The 15,949-nt window shown below is 43.7% G+C and carries 12 protein-coding genes; 4 read left to right on the forward strand and 8 right to left on the reverse strand.

Translation table 11 applies throughout. From position 1 onward, the window contains the following. Positions 1–164: 164 nt before the first annotated feature. The 6 genes from DEO27_RS17680 to DEO27_RS17705 all read right to left on the reverse strand — a co-directional run bounded on the left by DEO27_RS17680 (position 165) and on the right by DEO27_RS17705 (position 11,202). A complete protein-coding gene (locus DEO27_RS17680; protein ID WP_112567506.1) occupies positions 165–2,642 on the reverse strand; it encodes a glycoside hydrolase family 31 protein in 2,478 nt (825 codons plus the stop codon). A gap of 98 nt (positions 2,643–2,740) precedes the next feature. Continuing rightward, positions 2,741–4,120, reverse strand: a complete 1,380-nt coding sequence (locus DEO27_RS17685) for an MFS transporter (protein ID WP_112567504.1) — start codon at positions 4,118–4,120, stop codon at positions 2,741–2,743. A 270-nt stretch (positions 4,121–4,390) separates the two neighbouring features. After that, complete coding sequence (locus tag DEO27_RS17690) at positions 4,391–6,109, reverse strand: alpha-amylase family glycosyl hydrolase (protein ID WP_112568123.1); 1,719 nt, start codon at positions 6,107–6,109, stop codon at positions 4,391–4,393. Between the two features lie 95 nt (positions 6,110–6,204). Next, positions 6,205–8,514, reverse strand: a complete 2,310-nt coding sequence (locus DEO27_RS17695) for a glycoside hydrolase family 65 protein (RefSeq protein ID WP_112567502.1) — start codon at positions 8,512–8,514, stop codon at positions 6,205–6,207. 129 nt (positions 8,515–8,643) lie between these two features. Continuing rightward, complete coding sequence (gene pgmB, locus DEO27_RS17700) at positions 8,644–9,294, reverse strand: beta-phosphoglucomutase (protein WP_112567500.1); 651 nt, start codon at positions 9,292–9,294, stop codon at positions 8,644–8,646. A 45-nt stretch (positions 9,295–9,339) separates the two neighbouring features. Next, positions 9,340–11,202: a glycoside hydrolase family 13 protein gene (locus DEO27_RS17705; protein WP_112567498.1), complete on the reverse strand. Its 1,863-nt coding sequence runs from the start codon at positions 11,200–11,202 to the stop codon at positions 9,340–9,342. A 639-nt stretch (positions 11,203–11,841) separates the two neighbouring features. Here DEO27_RS17705 and DEO27_RS17710 point away from each other — a divergent pair. Continuing rightward, positions 11,842–12,201, forward strand: a complete 360-nt coding sequence (locus tag DEO27_RS17710; RefSeq protein WP_112567494.1) for a hypothetical protein — start codon at positions 11,842–11,844, stop codon at positions 12,199–12,201. A gap of 133 nt (positions 12,202–12,334) precedes the next feature. Further along, positions 12,335–12,865 carry a ferritin gene (locus DEO27_RS17715; protein ID WP_112567492.1) on the forward strand — a complete coding sequence of 177 codons (531 nt, stop codon included), beginning with the start codon at positions 12,335–12,337 and terminating at the stop codon, positions 12,863–12,865. 222 nt (positions 12,866–13,087) lie between these two features. Here the strand turns inward: DEO27_RS17715 and DEO27_RS17720 are convergent, their stop codons facing one another. Together DEO27_RS17720 and DEO27_RS17725 are read right to left on the reverse strand one after the other, a co-directional pair. Then, on the reverse strand, positions 13,088–13,348 hold the full coding sequence (locus tag DEO27_RS17720) for a (2Fe-2S) ferredoxin domain-containing protein (RefSeq protein ID WP_112567490.1): 261 nt from the start codon (positions 13,346–13,348) through the stop codon (positions 13,088–13,090). A gap of 77 nt (positions 13,349–13,425) precedes the next feature. After that, positions 13,426–14,577, reverse strand: coding sequence for a DUF3095 domain-containing protein (locus tag DEO27_RS17725; RefSeq protein WP_112567488.1), 1,152 nt, complete (start codon positions 14,575–14,577; stop codon positions 13,426–13,428). Positions 14,578–14,742: 165 nt separating this feature from the next. Here DEO27_RS17725 and DEO27_RS17730 point away from each other — a divergent pair, with 165 nt between their 5' ends. Next, positions 14,743–15,093 (forward strand): VOC family protein, encoded by a 351-nt coding sequence (locus DEO27_RS17730; protein ID WP_112567486.1) that lies wholly within the window; start codon positions 14,743–14,745, stop codon positions 15,091–15,093. Positions 15,094–15,344: 251 nt separating this feature from the next. Continuing rightward, entirely contained in the window at positions 15,345–15,923 is a 579-nt protein-coding gene (locus tag DEO27_RS17735; protein WP_112567484.1) for a thermonuclease family protein, read from the forward strand. Positions 15,924–15,949 lie beyond the last annotated feature (26 nt).

The following is a 15,949-nucleotide window of genomic DNA, read 5'->3' on the forward strand; positions in this document are numbered from 1 at the left end:
CGCAATGACGTGGTGGAGAGGAAGCTGCCATGCCAATCCGCTCTGTACAGTTCGCGATTGCTTCGTACCTCGCAATGACGTGGTGGAGAGGGAGCAAACAAAAAAACGCCATTGCTATGTATTACTACAGCAATGGCGTTATCAAATGATAACCTCAACTCAGGTTACTTGCTTATTTCAATATGTTTAAAGTTTTTAGTGTATTTAAACTCAACAGTTTTATCCTCATTTACCTGAAACTCTTTTACATCCTTACCATCAACAGTTATCTTAGTTGGCGCAAATGGCAGGCCTATCAGGTTAAAATGATAACCATCGTAACGAGGGGTATACAAACCTTCCATACTCTGATCAATAGTTACGGCTCTTGAACTTCCATTTACCACAAATTTCTTTTCGAGGTAAATGTCCTGCTCGTAGGCAAAAGTTTCGCCGTAATCTTCAAACAGGAATGAATTTACTTCATAATCTGTATAGTAGATATTCAGTTTTACTTCTTCAATTTCCTTCTGACCAACGTATTGCATTACCGGGTATTCGGGAATTACCGAACCTGCTTTTACAAACAGCGGCATGGTTTCAAGCGGGGTATCAACCGAAACCTCCTTACCACCGTCAACAACCTCGTAAGTCCAGAAATTGTACCATTTTCCTTTTGGCAGGTAAACATTACGCTTAAGCTGACCAGGTTCCATCACCGGGCAAACCAAAATCTTATCGCCATAAGTAAACTCATCCTGGCGGAAGTGGTTCAATTGCGTATCCTGCTCGTGCATTACTATCGGCCTCAAAATAGGGAAACCGTAACGGTGATGCTCCCAGAATATGGAGTACAGGTATGGGATGAGGCGGTAACGTAACTCAATAAATTTACGGTTGATAGCGGTAAACGGTTCGCCAAAGCTCCATGGTTCACGCTCTTTGGTATCACCTGCTGAATGCGCACGCATAAACGGCGAGAAGGTACCCATCTGGATCCAGCGGGTAAACAGTTCGCCATCAGGCTCGCCGCTAAAGCCGCCAATATCGGTACCGCAAAATGGTATACCTGATATAGATAAGCGCTGGCACTGGATATTACCCAATTTCAGGTGTTCCCAAGAGGCCACATTATCGCCAGTCCACACCGATGAAAAGCGCTGTACGCCAGAGTAGCCTGCCCTTGTAATGGTAAAAGGGCGTTTATTTTTCATGATTTTGCGTAAACCTTCATAGGTTGAACGCACCATCTGCATGCCGTAAATATTATGTGCCTTACGGTGTGAACCGCGGTAACCATCATACTGGTGGCGCACATCATCGGGGAAGGTACCTGCACCAAATACGGCAGGCTCGTTCATATCGTTCCAAACACCGGCAACGCCCATCTGCACCAGTTCGTCAAACAAACCGCCCCACCATTCACGAACTTCGGGGTTGGTAAAATCGGGGAACTGGCAACGGCCCGGCCATACGTGGCCTTCCATAAAGTAATCATCGCTACGGCGGCAGAAATATTTCTTTTCCTTACCTTCTTTAAACACCGAATAGTTATCATCTACACGGATACCCGGATCAATAATTACCACGGTTTTAAAGCCATCGGCAGCAAGCTCACTGATCATTTTTTTAGGATCGGGGAAGTACTTGCGGTTCCAGGTAAAGCAGCGGTAACCATCCATATAATCGATATCAAGGTAGATACCATCGCAAGGAATCTGGTTTTCGCGGAAACCTCTGGCTATCTTCCTCACCTTAGCCTCCGGATAATAGCTCCAGCGGCATTGGTGGTAACCCAAGGCCCAAAGCGGCGGCATGGGGTGCGTACCGGTTAAGGTATGGTAGCTTTTTACCACGTCCATCATGTGCGGGCCGTGGATATAGTAGTATTGCAGTTCGCCGCCATCTGCCCAGAAACTTGTTTTAGTCCTGTCTTCGGCTCCAAAGTCAAACTGCGCTTTAAATGTATTGTCAAAAAAGATCCCGTGTGCTATGCCCTCATTTACGCTGATGTAAAAAGGGATACTACGGTAAAGGGGGTCCTGGTTCCACTGGAACGAGTAAGCATCGGTATTCCAGTTTTTAAGCCTTTTGCCACGTAGGTTAAACTCGGTAGGTTTATCACCCAGGCCAAAAAAGCTTTCGTCGGTTGCACAGGTTTTGGTGCAAAACACATAGTAGCCACCGTCCTGAACGTTTTCTTCCCAGTGCATAGGCACAGCATCCATGCTCGTAACATGGTTGCTGCTATCCGAAAAAGAAATAAAAAAGTCTTTTTTACGGATATGGCAATTTACTTTATAGGTTGATACCCTGAACTCGTTGTCGTCTTCATGCAAATTATAATCTACATGTTTATTAGGCAACTTGGGTACACCGTACGAAAAATCATCAAGAAACACGCCGTGAGGCGCTAACCGTACCCGGATAATTTCATCGGCTACAACTATTACCTCAACTTTGGCGTCGCCATCAGTAAAGTAGAATTTATTCCCCGATTGTGAAGCCCGGGTAGGTATACCAAGGTATTTTTTAACTACTGGCTTAATACCATCGGCAGGGTTGTTAAGATGGTGAAACTCCTCTTCTTCCTCTATCAGGTTCTCAACTTCAACCAACTTACTGGTTATCAGCTCCGGATTTGGTGGGGTATTACTTTCCATTTAAATGTATTAGTGGTTCCGCAAATATGTATATAGTGTACTTAGTACGCAAGATACAAACAATTGGTTAACCAAAAATCATTAACCGTGCCAATTACTTAACTTTTATTCACAGCAGGTTCAATAATCTGAATTTTACGGCCATCCTTAACAAACAGTACAGCTATAGCCGCCAAAAACATAAATACCCCCGCCATTACTAAGGCGTAAACAGCATGTCCGCTATAAGCATATTTCACTATTGGCCCGCCTATGACACCATTTACAATTTGAGGAAAAGTGATGAAGAAGTTAAATATCCCCATATATACCCCTATTTTGGAAGCAGGTATCGAGCTTGATAAAATGGCATAAGGCATAGCCAAAATACTTCCCCAGGCCAGGCCTATCCCCACCATTGAAAGCACAAGCAGCTTAGGATCGGTTATAAAAAATACAGAGATAAGCCCTACCCCTCCCATAACTAAAGAAAAAGCATGCGCACGCTTGCGGCTTAGTTTTTTTACGATACGGGGCAACAGCAGCGCGTAAACTGCCGATACCGCGTTATACACACCAAATAATACGTTTACCCAGTTAGCGGCATCGTTATAGGCTACCGATGTGGTATCGCCCGCGGGGATATGGTATACATGATCGGCAACGGCAGGGGTGGTAAATACCCACATAGAGAAAAGCGCGAACCAGGAGAAAAACTGCACGAGTCCCAATTGTTTCATGGTTTTAGGCATATTGGCCAGATCGCTGAAAATTTCGGATAAACCACCTTTATGTCCCGAATCTGATTCGTCCTTTTCATGAAAGGTAGCATAAACCTCGGGCGGGTATTCTTTAGTACGGATAACAGTCCATAAAATAGCACCTATCAACACCGCCGCGCCTATATAAAAAGAATACAACACATTATTGGGTACGATGCCTTGTTCGGCAGTTTTTCCAATGCCAAACCATTCGGCAAAAACGTAAGGCAACCATGAGCCTATAACCGCGCCTACCCCAATCAAACAGGTTTGCATGGAGAAACCGGTGGTATGCTGACTATCGGGCAGGTTATCGGCCACCAAAGCCCTGAAGGGTTCCATAGCTACGTTGAACGATGCATCCATGATCATGAGCATGCCCGCCCCTACCACTATAGGTGGAATGAGCGCCGCCAGCATAGATGAGTTAGGCATAAAGAACAAAGCCAATCCCGATAAAATAGCCCCGGTTAAAAAGTAAGGCCTGCGCCTGCCAAGGCGGTTCCAGGTCATGTCGCTGTAATGACCAATGATAGGCTGCACTATCATACCTGTTATAGGAGCCGCCAACCAAAACCACGACAGATGCTCAACATCGGCCCCGAAAGTTTGCAGGATCCTGCTGGCGTTACCTGTTTGCAGGGCAAAGCCAAACTGGATGCCCAAAAAGCCGAAGCTCATGTTAAAGATCTGCCAAAAGCTTAATCGTGGCTTTTGAGCGATGGTTGGTTTACTCATATTTGGTTTATTGGTTCAATAGTTCACTGGTTCATTGGTTCACTGGTATGTCCACACTTGTCTAAAAGTACAGTAACACAGTGTTACGGACGGACGACAACCCTCACCATCCCGTCATTACGAGGGAAGCGTTGCAATAACACGCCCTCTACTCCCACGTCATTCCGAGGTACGAAGCAATCGCGAACTGTACAGGGCGGCTATGCAAGCTCCTCTGTACAGTTCGCGATTGCTTCGTCGTTCCTCCTCCCAATGACGTAAAGGGAGTGGCTAAAACTCCAGCAACAATCCGCTCATGGCCGGCAGGCTTACTTCAACACCGTTGCGTATATCATCGGTATTGAATTTAGTGCCGCTTAATAGGTCGGTGAATTGTTTATGGCCGCTTTGGTTTAATTTTGTTAACAGGTCATCCGGAAGCTTTACGGTTAGTTTACGATCGCTCCGGTTAAAATTGGTTATCACTAATATACGCTGGTTATTGGTATAACGCGCGTAGATATACAAACGGGTATCAAACCCCGGCTGCCGCTCATTAGCCATCATCAGCTCGTAAAACGCGCCCGATTTAAGCGCCTCGCTGTTATGCACCGCCGTAAGCAGGTTATGATAAAAGCCACGAAGCTTTTGCTGATCGGCAGATAGTTGCGCGCCATCATACTCATGGTTATTCACCCATTTTTGATGCTGAGGCACTCCCCAATAATCAAATATAGAAGTGCGACCGTCATTACCGCTGAAGCCTTCGGTACCGACGGCGGGCTCCCCCACTTCCTGACCAAAATAAACCATTACCGGGCCGGTGTTCAGCGTGGCGGTAACAATCATACCAGGAACGGCAAGCCATGGGTTACCTGCAAAATCATTACAGGCAATGCGCTGCTCATCGTGGTTTTCCATAAAGCGGAGCATATGCTCATCTATGCCTTTACTATCGTGGTTCCAAACGGCGTTAATTTCCCAGGTTGATGAGTTGGGCTCATCGCGGGTAAGGCGTTTAATGGCATCGTACAGGCCTACCTTATCGTACAGATAATCGAACTTGCCTTTAAAAATATAATCGTTGTATTTGCCTTTGTCGTAAGCTTCGCCGATAAATACTAAACCGGGATGCTCTGCCTTAAGCTTAGGTATAACCCATCCCCAAAACTCAATGGGCACCATCTCCACCATATCGCAACGGAAACCATCAACACCTTTTTCGCTCCAGTAATGCAGGATGTCATAAACCTTGCTCCAAAGTGGAGGAATGGGGTCGAAATAACCACGACGATGATCCATATAATCAACCCCGTAGTTTAGTTTCATGGTCTCGAACCAATCATTAATTGACGGCGCCGCGCTGAAAACATCGTTACCGGTAGCTTTGGCAGGATTCTCGTCAAACTTTCCATCCTTCAACGGGCTTTTGAATTCATCCCCCCCGGGATTATAGCCCGATGGCACCACAAAGGGCTGACCGGGCATGTAATAAAAGTCGTTCTTGGGGCTAAAACCCTTGCCTTTATCATCATCCTCACCAAAATCACGTACACCGGCAGGTTTAACATCCGAAGCATAGGTACGGGCCACATGGTTTGGCACCAAGTCCATCAGTACCTTTAAGCCATTGTTATGGGTACGTTTAATGAGCGCTTCGTATTCGCCAATCCTGTTATGTACATCAACCGCCAAATCGGGGTCGATATCATAATAATCCTTAATAGCATACGGTGAACCTGCCCTACCCTTCACAATATCCGGATCATCGGCTTTAATGCCAAACTGCGAATAATCGGTCATGGTAGCATGCTCAATAACACCGGTATACCAAACGTAGGTAAAACCCATCTTTTTAATTTCATGAAGGGCTTTATCGTTAATGTCGTTCAGTTTACCAACACCATTTTCTTCAACCGAGCCATTGGTTTTATTAAGCGTTTTGGTATTGCCGAATAGCCGTGGTAGTAACTGATATATAATGAGCTTGTGATTGGTAGTTTGTTCCATGTGTTTTTTAGTATGATGTGTTTTTACCTGTGCCAACGTAATAACGGGCAACATTGTTGCAGCAATAAAACAAGTAAATAGTTTATTGCTTTTCATTACGCCTCAACCAGTAATTCATCATTGGCTTTCACCAACTGTTCTTTACCATAAACTAACACGGTGGTTTCTACGTCAGATGCATTTTTAATCTGCACGCCCTCTTTGCTCACCTTAATGTTAAGCAACGCGCCACGAAAACCGATATGGAACGAGAATGACGACCATTTTTCTGGTATGAACGGCTGGAACGAAAGTTTGCCATCACTAACACGCATACCGCCAAAGCCTTCAACAACAGCCATCCAGGTACCGGCCATAGAGGTGATGTGACAACCATCCTCGGTATCATTGTTATAATCGTCAAGGTCTAAACGGGCGGTACGCAGGTAAAACTCGTAAGCACGTGCTTCATCGCCAAGCTTGGCAGCCAAAATAGCGTGCACACATGGCGATAATGATGACTCATGCACGGTACGCGGCTCGTAGAAATCAAAATTGCGGCGAATGGTATCTATATCATACTGATCTTCAAAAAAGTAGATTCCCTGCAATACATCGGCCTGTTTAATATAGCATGAACGCAAGATCCTGTCCCAGCTCCATTTTTGGTTGATAGGGCGCTCTGACGCTGGCAGATCTTTCACCAGTATCTGTTCTTTATCCAAATAACCATCCTGTTGTAAAAACACCTGGCGTTTCTCGTCGTACGGGTAGTACATTTTTTGAACAATATCGCTGAAACGGCCAAACTCAGTTTCTTCATTCAGGTTCAGCTTGCTCACCAGGGCGGCATATTTCTCCGGCTCAGTATCTTTTATCTTATCAGCAACATCAATGGTATATTGCATACACCAGGTAGCTATGGTGCTGGTATACCAGTTATTGTTTACGTTGTTCTCGTACTCATTAGGACCGGTTACACCCAGCATCACATACTGCTGCTTATCATCCGACCATGTAACCCTTTGTGACCAAAACCTGGCTATACCCAACAATACATCAAAACCGTAATCGCCCAGGTAAGCTTCATCGCCGGTATAACGCACGTAGTTATAAATAGCAAAAGCAATAGCCCCGTTACGGTGGATCTCCTCAAAGGTGATCTCCCACTCGTTATGGCATTCGGTACCATCCATGGTAACCATTGGATATAAAGCCGCTCCATCTTTAAAGCCTAACAATTGCGCGTTTTCAATGGCTTTACCTAATTGTTTATAACGATAAAGCAGCAAGTTACGGGTAACCTTTTGTGGTGCCGTTGAAAGATAGAAAGGAACGCAATAAGCCTCGGTATCCCAATAGGTAGAGCCTCCGTATTTTTCGCCTGTAAAGCCTTTAGGGCCTATGTTCAAGCGATCATCCTCGCCGGTATAGGTTTGGTTAAGCTGGTAAATATTGAAACGGATAGCCTGCTGAGCCGAGATATCACCTTCGATGATAATATCGTTATGTTTCCATTTTTCGGCCCAAGCAGCGGCTTGTTCTGCCAACATGGTATCAAAACCTTTGGTGCTGATACGGGTTAAGGTAGCGTTTAACTCGCCTACCAGTTCTTCCTGTTTATAGTTTTGTGACGATAGGTTAGCGGCGTATTTGATCACCGTAATGCTTTCGCCTTGTTTGGCTTCTAAACTAACCTTAGCGGCTACATATTTTTCTTTTTCGATAGCCTCGGTAGCTGGTTCAATAGCTGCACCATTTTGCAGGATATTAAACTTCATGCCCGTAGCAACCACAAAGCCTGTTTTTTTGGTGCGCATTACAATGTAACCGCCATCAGCTTGTGTGGCTTTGCTTACTTCATCCCAGAATTTTTCATCGTAGTTAGAGTCTTTGTTCACTACATCGCCATCAATTGATGGGGTTAGGGTGATAGCGCCACTGAAATTTAATGGAGTAAGGGTGTATTTGATGGCACCCGTTTCATCATCGGCCATGCTGCAAAAGCGGATGGCTTCTACCTTAACTTCTTTACCCGAGGCGGTTTTAGCACGAAAATCGCGCTTAAGGTACCCCTCTTTCATATTCAGCTCCCGGCGAAAACTGAACACTTCGCATTTGGCAAGGTCAAGCTGCTCGCCATCAATTACAACGTCAATACCTATCCAGTTAGCGGCATTCAATACTTTGGCAAAATATTCGGGATAGCCGTTTTTCCACCAGCCTACACGGGTTTTATCCGGGTAATAAACCCCGGCCACATAGTTACCTTGCAGGGTATCGCCGCTGTAAGCTTCTTCAAAATTGGCACGCTGCCCCATACGGCCATTACCCAAACTGAATATGCTTTCAGAAATTTTATTGTAATGAGCATCGAAGCCTTCTTCAATTATCTTCCACTCATCAGCTTTTATGTAGTTTTTCATTTAGTCACTTTATTTATAATGCCCAACATGTCATTGCGAGCGAAGCGTGGCAATCGCATACTATACAGAGCGGCCCTGTATAGCATGCGATTGCTTCGTCGTTCCTCCTCGCAATGACATTCCTTTTTATTACAGTTTATACAATTTATCCAGTGTCATTTCATCCAAACCTTTAATAACAAGGTTGGCGCCTTTAAGCACATCCGGCAAACCGATGCCTACCACTTTCATATCACCGGCAATGGCGGCTTCGACACCTGCAATGGCATCTTCAAAAACCACACATTCTTCGGGTAATGCGCCCAGGGCTTGCGCGCCGGCTAAAAATACTTCCGGGTCGGGCTTGGCTTTACTTACCTTGTTACCATCAATTACAGCGTCAAACATATCGGTGATGCCAATTTTTTCCAATATCGTCATGGAATTTTTACTGGCAGAACCAAGTGCTGTTTTAAGCCCCACCGCACGGCAGCTTTTTAAAAACTCTTTGGCACCGGGCAAAATCTCTTCAGGTTTCATCTGGTTTACCATTTCCATGTACCAGGTATTTTTTTGGGTAGCCAGTTGCTCCTGCTCGGCTTCGGTTTTAGTAACGCCACCCCAACCTAATATCAGTTGCAGCGAACGCACACGGCTTACGCCTTTCAGCTGCTCGTTCTGATGTTCGGTAAAATCAAAACCGAGCGAGTTAGCCAGCCTTTTCCAGGCTTTATAGTGATAAACGGCAGTATCAACGATTACGCCGTCAAGGTCGAAAATACAGGCTTTTATAGTATTCATTTTTTTGGGTAAAACACAGGGAATTAGTCCCCTAAAGATATTATTTTAATGAGTAACGCCGGGTATTAATTCTAATACTAAAGTTGTCTTGGCCGGTATTGTTACCTTATCCAGACCAACCATCTCATCCGTTAGCACATTCTTTGCTTTTTTGGCATCGCCAACACGCTCAAAATATCTTGAGGTAGTGGTTTCCTGATCCTTTTCGCTGCTGTTGAAAATAACCATCACGGTTTTTTGAGCATCGTACCTGAAATAAACATAAATGCCGTTTTCGGGTACAAACTGCATCATTTTACCGGTTTGCAGGGCTGTAGTAACCTTACGGTAATTAGCAAGTTTGCTCACATAGTTAAAAGCATCATTCTCTTTTTTATCCCGGCCTTCGGCAGTAAATTTATTTTGTTTATCACCTGCCCAACCACCCGGAAAATCCTCACGCACCAAACCATCAGGGTTGGAATAGTTTTTCATCAGGATCTCATCGCCATAATACATTTGCGGTACACCACGCATGGTAAGCAGCATAGCCATAGCCGATTTGTATTTGGGAATATCCTCGCCCACCATGGATAATAAACGGCTCATATCATGATTATCCATAAATATGGTGTTGCGGGTAGCATCCTGGTATAAAAAATCCTGCGCTACAACCGAATACAGGCGACCAACACCGTCAGTCCAACCATCTTTACCGTTGATAGCTTCATAAATAGCATCTTTTAACACACCATCGGTAATGCCGGGCAGTTGAGTATCAAAACCCCTGTTAACCGTATTACCCTGCGTAAAAAATGCCTGGTTTGCAGCCGACCATACCAGCGTTTCGCCAAATATGGAAAGTTTAGGAAACTCGGCTTTAACATCCCTTGCCCATTTTGCCATATAAACAGGTTCATTATATGGATAAGTATCCAGCCTGAAGCCATCTATACCGGCGTACTCCACCCACCAGATGTGGTTTTGGGTGAGATAGTTTTGTACGTAAACATTGTTCTGGTTCATATCTGCCATGCGGTGATCAAACCAGCCATCCTGCATCAGCCTGCGGTCCATAGGCGAAGCATGCGGATCCATCACCGCAGCGTCGCGGAAGTTTGATTTGGTATATTGTGGCCATTGATGTACCCAGCTTTTCATCGGCATATCCTGTATCAGGTAACCTTCGGTACCGGCATGGTTGTGCACCAGGTCTTTAATCACCTTTAAGCCCATGCTGTGGCATTTTTCAACAAACTTTTTATAAAGATCGTTGGTGCCGTAACGGGGGTCTATCTTATAATAATCGGTAACGGCATAGCCATGATATGAGGCGTGGGGCTCATCGTTTTCAATTTCTGGAGTAAGCCAGATGGCGGTAACACCTAAATTTTTCAAATAATCAAGGTGGTTCATGATGCCCTGTAAGTCGCCACCATGACGGCTGAACATAGAATCGCGGTGGATGCCTTGCTCACGAAGGTTATTGAAGGAGTCGTTAGCGGCATCGCCATTGCTAAACCTGTCAGGCATAATCAGATAGATCAGATCTTTATTAGTAACACCCTGTGCCCTACCCGCCGACTTATCGCGTTTGTTAAGCGTATAACTGTATGTAAGATCTTTTTCGCCTGCTTTTTTAAATTTTATCGGGAACGTTCCCGGAATAGCCGATGAAAAAATTTGCAGATCGACAAATAAATAATTTGAATTTTCGACTTTGTGCACTGCTTTAAGCTTAACACCAGGGTAGCTTAAAGATACGCTGCGCTGCGCGATGTTGTTGCCATGAACCACCAGTTGCAGGTTTGGATTGCTCATGCCAACCCACCATGACATAGGCTCAATGCGCTCAAGTGCAGGCGTTTGTGCCTTTACACCCAAAGCAGCCAGCAAGCAGTATAAGGTGGATAGTAAGGTTTTTCTCATATAAAAAAATGATAAAAGGATAATTGGTTGGGTTGCGAAAAAGTCCGTAACCGCGTTTCAAATTTATAATAAAATTAATTGCTTGTATGAAAAATTTACAGATAAGTTAATTGGGTAATGATGGGTGGATTTAAAACACTCGAAAGACGCTGTTAACAAACTTTGTGCTTTTATAACTTACATCGACGCCCTCTTGGCCGGGCGGGGCCAGTTACTTTACCTTAGATGCAAAGTAACCAAACATCAAGACAAAAAAATGCTTCCCCCCACAGGCCATACTCCCTGGCCCGCTTTTTTGTCGGGCCAGCGCGCTTTTGTTTGGATACTAAAAATATGTCATTGCGAGGAGCACAATGGAAATGAGCTCGACGCGACGTGACAATCGCATGCTCTACAGGGCGGCTAAGCTTCCGTGCGATTGCTTCGTTCCTCGCAATGACGTGATTTGAATGCCGACTGTCTTGTTTCCTGAATCTAACTGTCTTATTTCTATCCTTTCTTCCCGCGGCAATTGACCGGGCCAATGACAATTAACTACAGCTAAAGTTCTTACAACCCAAGCTCCCCAAATCTGTTAATAAATTTTTTCTATCTTTATTTGGATTGATTACAAATAATACCAATATTTGTATCCGTTATATGATTGCGACCACCGAACTAACTTTATGGACCGACGTTTTCAGCACCAAAACAGGTGCAGTTTACCAGTGCGATGCGGAGCGTTGCTGGTATGTTGATTTTGCCGGTAAAGTTGCAAGGTTTGATCATCGTAATTTCCTGAAATTGCGCAAAGCAGTTTACGCTATCGACATCGAGGAGAAACTGCTTAACACTACTACCGATCCGGATGTGGAGATCATTTTCATCTGCGCCTGCGATCATTGTTATGTGCTTTCACTCGCTCAGATCATCAACCTGAAAGAGCTTTTAGAAGGTACTTTTGTGATGCTGGAACTCAACCATATTATTCATGACCGTCTTTTCAGTAACTCACTGTAATTTAGACTAATTATCGCTGATAATTTAGATCAATTTCATATTATCTTTTTATTAAACTATTATGCATTAACTGCATTATTATTGCATTATAATTTCACGCAATAGTTATATAACGTTTAAATTCAGATAGCCCATGAAAGACCTACTCCGCATAAAAAGCCTGATATCATCAGATATCGAAGCACTTTTAAACCAGCAAGTTAAGAAAGAAGCATTTTCTTCATCAGTATATTTAGCCATGGCTTCATGGTGCAATCGTAATGGTTATGATTTTTCGTCTGAATATTTTTTTAAGCAAGCAGAAGAAGAGCGCCATCACCAATTAAAATTTTACAAATATATCCTTGATATGGGTGGCAATGCCGTATCTCCTGAAATAACAGGCATCAAACAGGAATACAACTCGTTCCGCGAAGTGTTTGAAGAAGCCCTTGACCAGGAGATTAGCGTAACTAACTCTATCAAAAATATCTACGCCCGTTGCATGAAAGAGCAGGACTTTATTACTATGGAGTTCCTGAACTGGTTCCTGAAAGAGCAACGCGAAGAAGAATACAAAGCCCGTCGTGCCCTCGAACTATTCGAAGTTATTGGCGAAGAAGGTACCGGCAGGTGGCAGATCGACAAACATGTTGGTCAGATAAAATATGACAGCGAGGCGTAAGCCTCACCCTGCCCTCTCCAAAGGAGAGGGTTCAAAAAAGGTCCTTTTGAGTTACAAAAGAACCTTTTTTATTATCAAGAATGATTGTCATCGATTCAAGGAACGAGTGAGAAATCTTATACACCCTGCAAATTGATTTACAGGGCGTATAAAATTTCTCCTCACCCTGCGCTCACAACCCTCACTGTTCGTCGAAATAACAACGTCTTTTGTTGGATCTTTTTAATCTATCAAATCCATCAATTTCAGAACCTCTTTGGGATGATATTCCTTTAACCAGGTATTGCCGGGCTGAATACTGCATATCGGAGCGTATTTGCACCTGTCGGTACATTCGGTTTCAATCACTTCCAATTCTTCCCGGCCATGGTAATGTTTGATATAGGATTTGGCCAGTTTATACATATCCTTGCCGCCGCGTTTTCCGCATTTACTGCCTACACATACGTACAGCACTTTATCAGGTATGGTAAATTTGCTCATGGGATTAAATTTAAATGACTACAAAGTTAAGGATATGTTATGTGATTTTTAAGCAATTACAAACCACAATAGTGTAATTATCCGGCCAGCTTCCTTTTGATAAAACCAGCCGCCTTGGTATATCCACCTTCGGCCCCATCAACAAAATGAATATGGCCATCCTCCAGATCACGTACGTAGCATGACATTACCGATTCACGGCTTACATGGAATCCAAAATACAGCTCACCTTCATTTTCAAGCTGTACTAAAATATCCTGTAGCTTTTTTCTTTGGGCTGATGTTCCGGATATCACGGTATTGATCTTACCATCAATAACCAGTGTGTCCGACATTTCAACCAGGCGGTTTAAATAGTGCTTCCCTTTTTTGGTATTGAACCAAATATAACTGTAAAGCATTATAACCCAATCTTTAAATAACTCCATTACTTTTATTTTGCCGAGCTTTACTTTCATCTCCCTCTCCAATCTATCAAAAGTTGATTTAAGTTTCAGCTTGGGAACTGAGATTGGTTGCCTTTTCTCCGGATTGCCATAAATTTCATCGATATAACCGATCACTTTTCTGAAAACTGCTGCCTGCTTGCTTTCATCGCGGGCCACTACCAGCAGCGAAACAACCTCATCGGTATTTTCGGGCGGGGGAATCTTATCCCAGCGGCATTGCATACCGGTAAGGTCAAGCTCACCCTCCTGCGCCATATAATCAAATGACTCGCCTTCCTTCCCTTTAATTATCTTTTCAGCATAACTTAAACCATTGCCCAAAACAATAGGGATAGTAAAATTGCCCGAAGTACAATATTTGCTGATGCACAATTTATACCCCTCGTCATAAACACGTTTAACCGGCACAATACCAGTACGCAGCTCAAAATCAAAGTTTTTGAGGGTATTGTCTTTATACAAAACAAGCGCTTGCATTACCGCATCAACAATAACTCCGGGAACAATAAATGTCGCGCCATCTCCACCAAAAAAGAAAGGCACGGTTATACTGTTCTTAAAAGCAATATTGAGTACTGATACGATACTGCCCGTTGCCACAAAATTCACATTTTCGTGCTGTCCACTGCTTACGGCAAGTGTGCTTCCCTTAATATCAGTAATGATGATGTGCCAGTCGGCAGGCACGTTATAAAATAACTCGTCTTTAACAAAAAGCTCACCAAGGGGTATGGTATTCACTTTCAAATCGGAATAAAACTTTTGATCGGTGGCGGGCATCTTCTCCTTAAATAAAAAATCAGCGTATTATGTTTTAAAGATCGTGTTCAATTACGAGAAATGGCACTTGCCCAATGCAAAAAAGTTTTTTTATTGGTGTGATATCTCAAAGATAAATTCGACATTCAACAAGGGTTAACCCAACCACTTATAAACACCAAACAAATGAAAGCTATCGAAATTATCTCTATCCCCGTAACTGATCAACAGGCAGCTAAAGACTTTTACCTGAAATTAGGTTTTGAAATTATGGTTGAAGCCAACTTTGACAAACAAACCTGGATCCAGATGTCATTCCCCGGTTCGCCGGTTTCCATTACACTGGTAAACTGGTTTCCTGAAATGCCTGCAGGAAGCGTGCGTGGTTTTGTAATTAAAACCGATGACCTGGATAAAGAAATTGAAGAACTTCGTGAAAAAGGCCTTGAGGTAGCCGACGCCGAGAAAACACCATGGGGCCGGTTTGCCACCATTAAAGATCCGGACGGTAACACATTGAGTTTGCATGGGAAATAGAACCGGGATTTGGGGGGATTTTTCGGATCCATTGGATTTTCTTATCCAATCTGATAAATCCCTTCATTCCAATTCGGCTCTTTCAAACATCAATCCAATAAATCACTTAATCCGTTTTTTTCAGATTTACAGGATTTCCCTTCTTAATCTGACCAGTCTCTTCATTCCAGTTCGCTTTTTTCCAGGTAAATCCAATAAATCGCTTAATCAGGTTAATCCTGGTTCAGAAAAAAAATCCGCATTTTTACCATATGCTAAAAAAATACTCTTTCTTACTATTCGCTCTTTTAATCATCATTATTGCCGGCTGTAATTCCAACAATACCAAACAACCCGATGCAGATGTTTATAAAGTTGTGAAAGTAAAGGACGGAGATACTCTGGGCTTACTCAGTAACGATAACCAACAGGTTACCGTTAGGCTGGCCGAAATAGACTGCCCCGAAAAATCGCAGGCGTTTGGGCAGGCAGCTAAAAAATTCACTTCGGATCTGTGCTTTGGTAAAGATGTAAAACTAATTGGCAACGAGCACGACCGCTATGGCCGTACCGTAGCACAAGTGGTACTTACAGACGGGACGAACGTAAATTACGCATTGGTAAAAAACGGTTACGCCTGGCACTATAAAGCCTATTCCAAAAGCACGGAACTTGCTGCTTTAGAACAGCAGGCCCGCGAAAACAAACTGGGCCTATGGCAGGATGCCAACCCTACCCCACCCTGGGATTTCCGCCGGGAAAAGAGACAACCCAAAGCAGATTCGCTTCAAACTCCGAAACCCAAAAAACATTACCACAAGCGTAAGCCAAAGCTTGAATATGCAGCCTAAATAGTTAACTTTAGGGGCATATCAAC

It is taken from the genome of Mucilaginibacter rubeus (assembly GCF_003286415.2).
GTDB classification, from domain to species: domain Bacteria; phylum Bacteroidota; class Bacteroidia; order Sphingobacteriales; family Sphingobacteriaceae; genus Mucilaginibacter; species Mucilaginibacter rubeus_A.

Excerpts from the sequence above, each read along its gene's own strand:
- DEO27_RS17720 (WP_112567490.1), bottom strand. The coding sequence starts at position 13,348 with ATGAGCAAATTTACCATACCTGATAAAGTGCTGTACGTATGTGTAGGC.
- DEO27_RS17705 (WP_112567498.1), bottom strand. The coding sequence starts at position 11,202 with ATGAGAAAAACCTTACTATCCACCTTATACTGCTTGCTGGCTGCTTTG.
- pgmB (WP_112567500.1), bottom strand. The coding sequence starts at position 9,294 with ATGAATACTATAAAAGCCTGTATTTTCGACCTTGACGGCGTAATCGTT.
- DEO27_RS17685 (WP_112567504.1), bottom strand. The coding sequence starts at position 4,120 with ATGAGTAAACCAACCATCGCTCAAAAGCCACGATTAAGCTTTTGGCAG.
- DEO27_RS17695 (WP_112567502.1), bottom strand. The coding sequence starts at position 8,514 with ATGAAAAACTACATAAAAGCTGATGAGTGGAAGATAATTGAAGAAGGC.
- DEO27_RS17715 (WP_112567492.1), top strand. The coding sequence starts at position 12,335 with ATGAAAGACCTACTCCGCATAAAAAGCCTGATATCATCAGATATCGAA.
- DEO27_RS17680 (WP_112567506.1), bottom strand. The coding sequence starts at position 2,642 with ATGGAAAGTAATACCCCACCAAATCCGGAGCTGATAACCAGTAAGTTG.
- DEO27_RS17735 (WP_112567484.1), top strand. The coding sequence starts at position 15,345 with ATGCTAAAAAAATACTCTTTCTTACTATTCGCTCTTTTAATCATCATT.
- DEO27_RS17725 (WP_112567488.1), bottom strand. The coding sequence starts at position 14,577 with ATGCCCGCCACCGATCAAAAGTTTTATTCCGATTTGAAAGTGAATACC.
- DEO27_RS17710 (WP_112567494.1), top strand. The coding sequence starts at position 11,842 with ATGATTGCGACCACCGAACTAACTTTATGGACCGACGTTTTCAGCACC.
- DEO27_RS17690 (WP_112568123.1), bottom strand. The coding sequence starts at position 6,109 with ATGGAACAAACTACCAATCACAAGCTCATTATATATCAGTTACTACCA.
- DEO27_RS17730 (WP_112567486.1), top strand. The coding sequence starts at position 14,743 with ATGAAAGCTATCGAAATTATCTCTATCCCCGTAACTGATCAACAGGCA.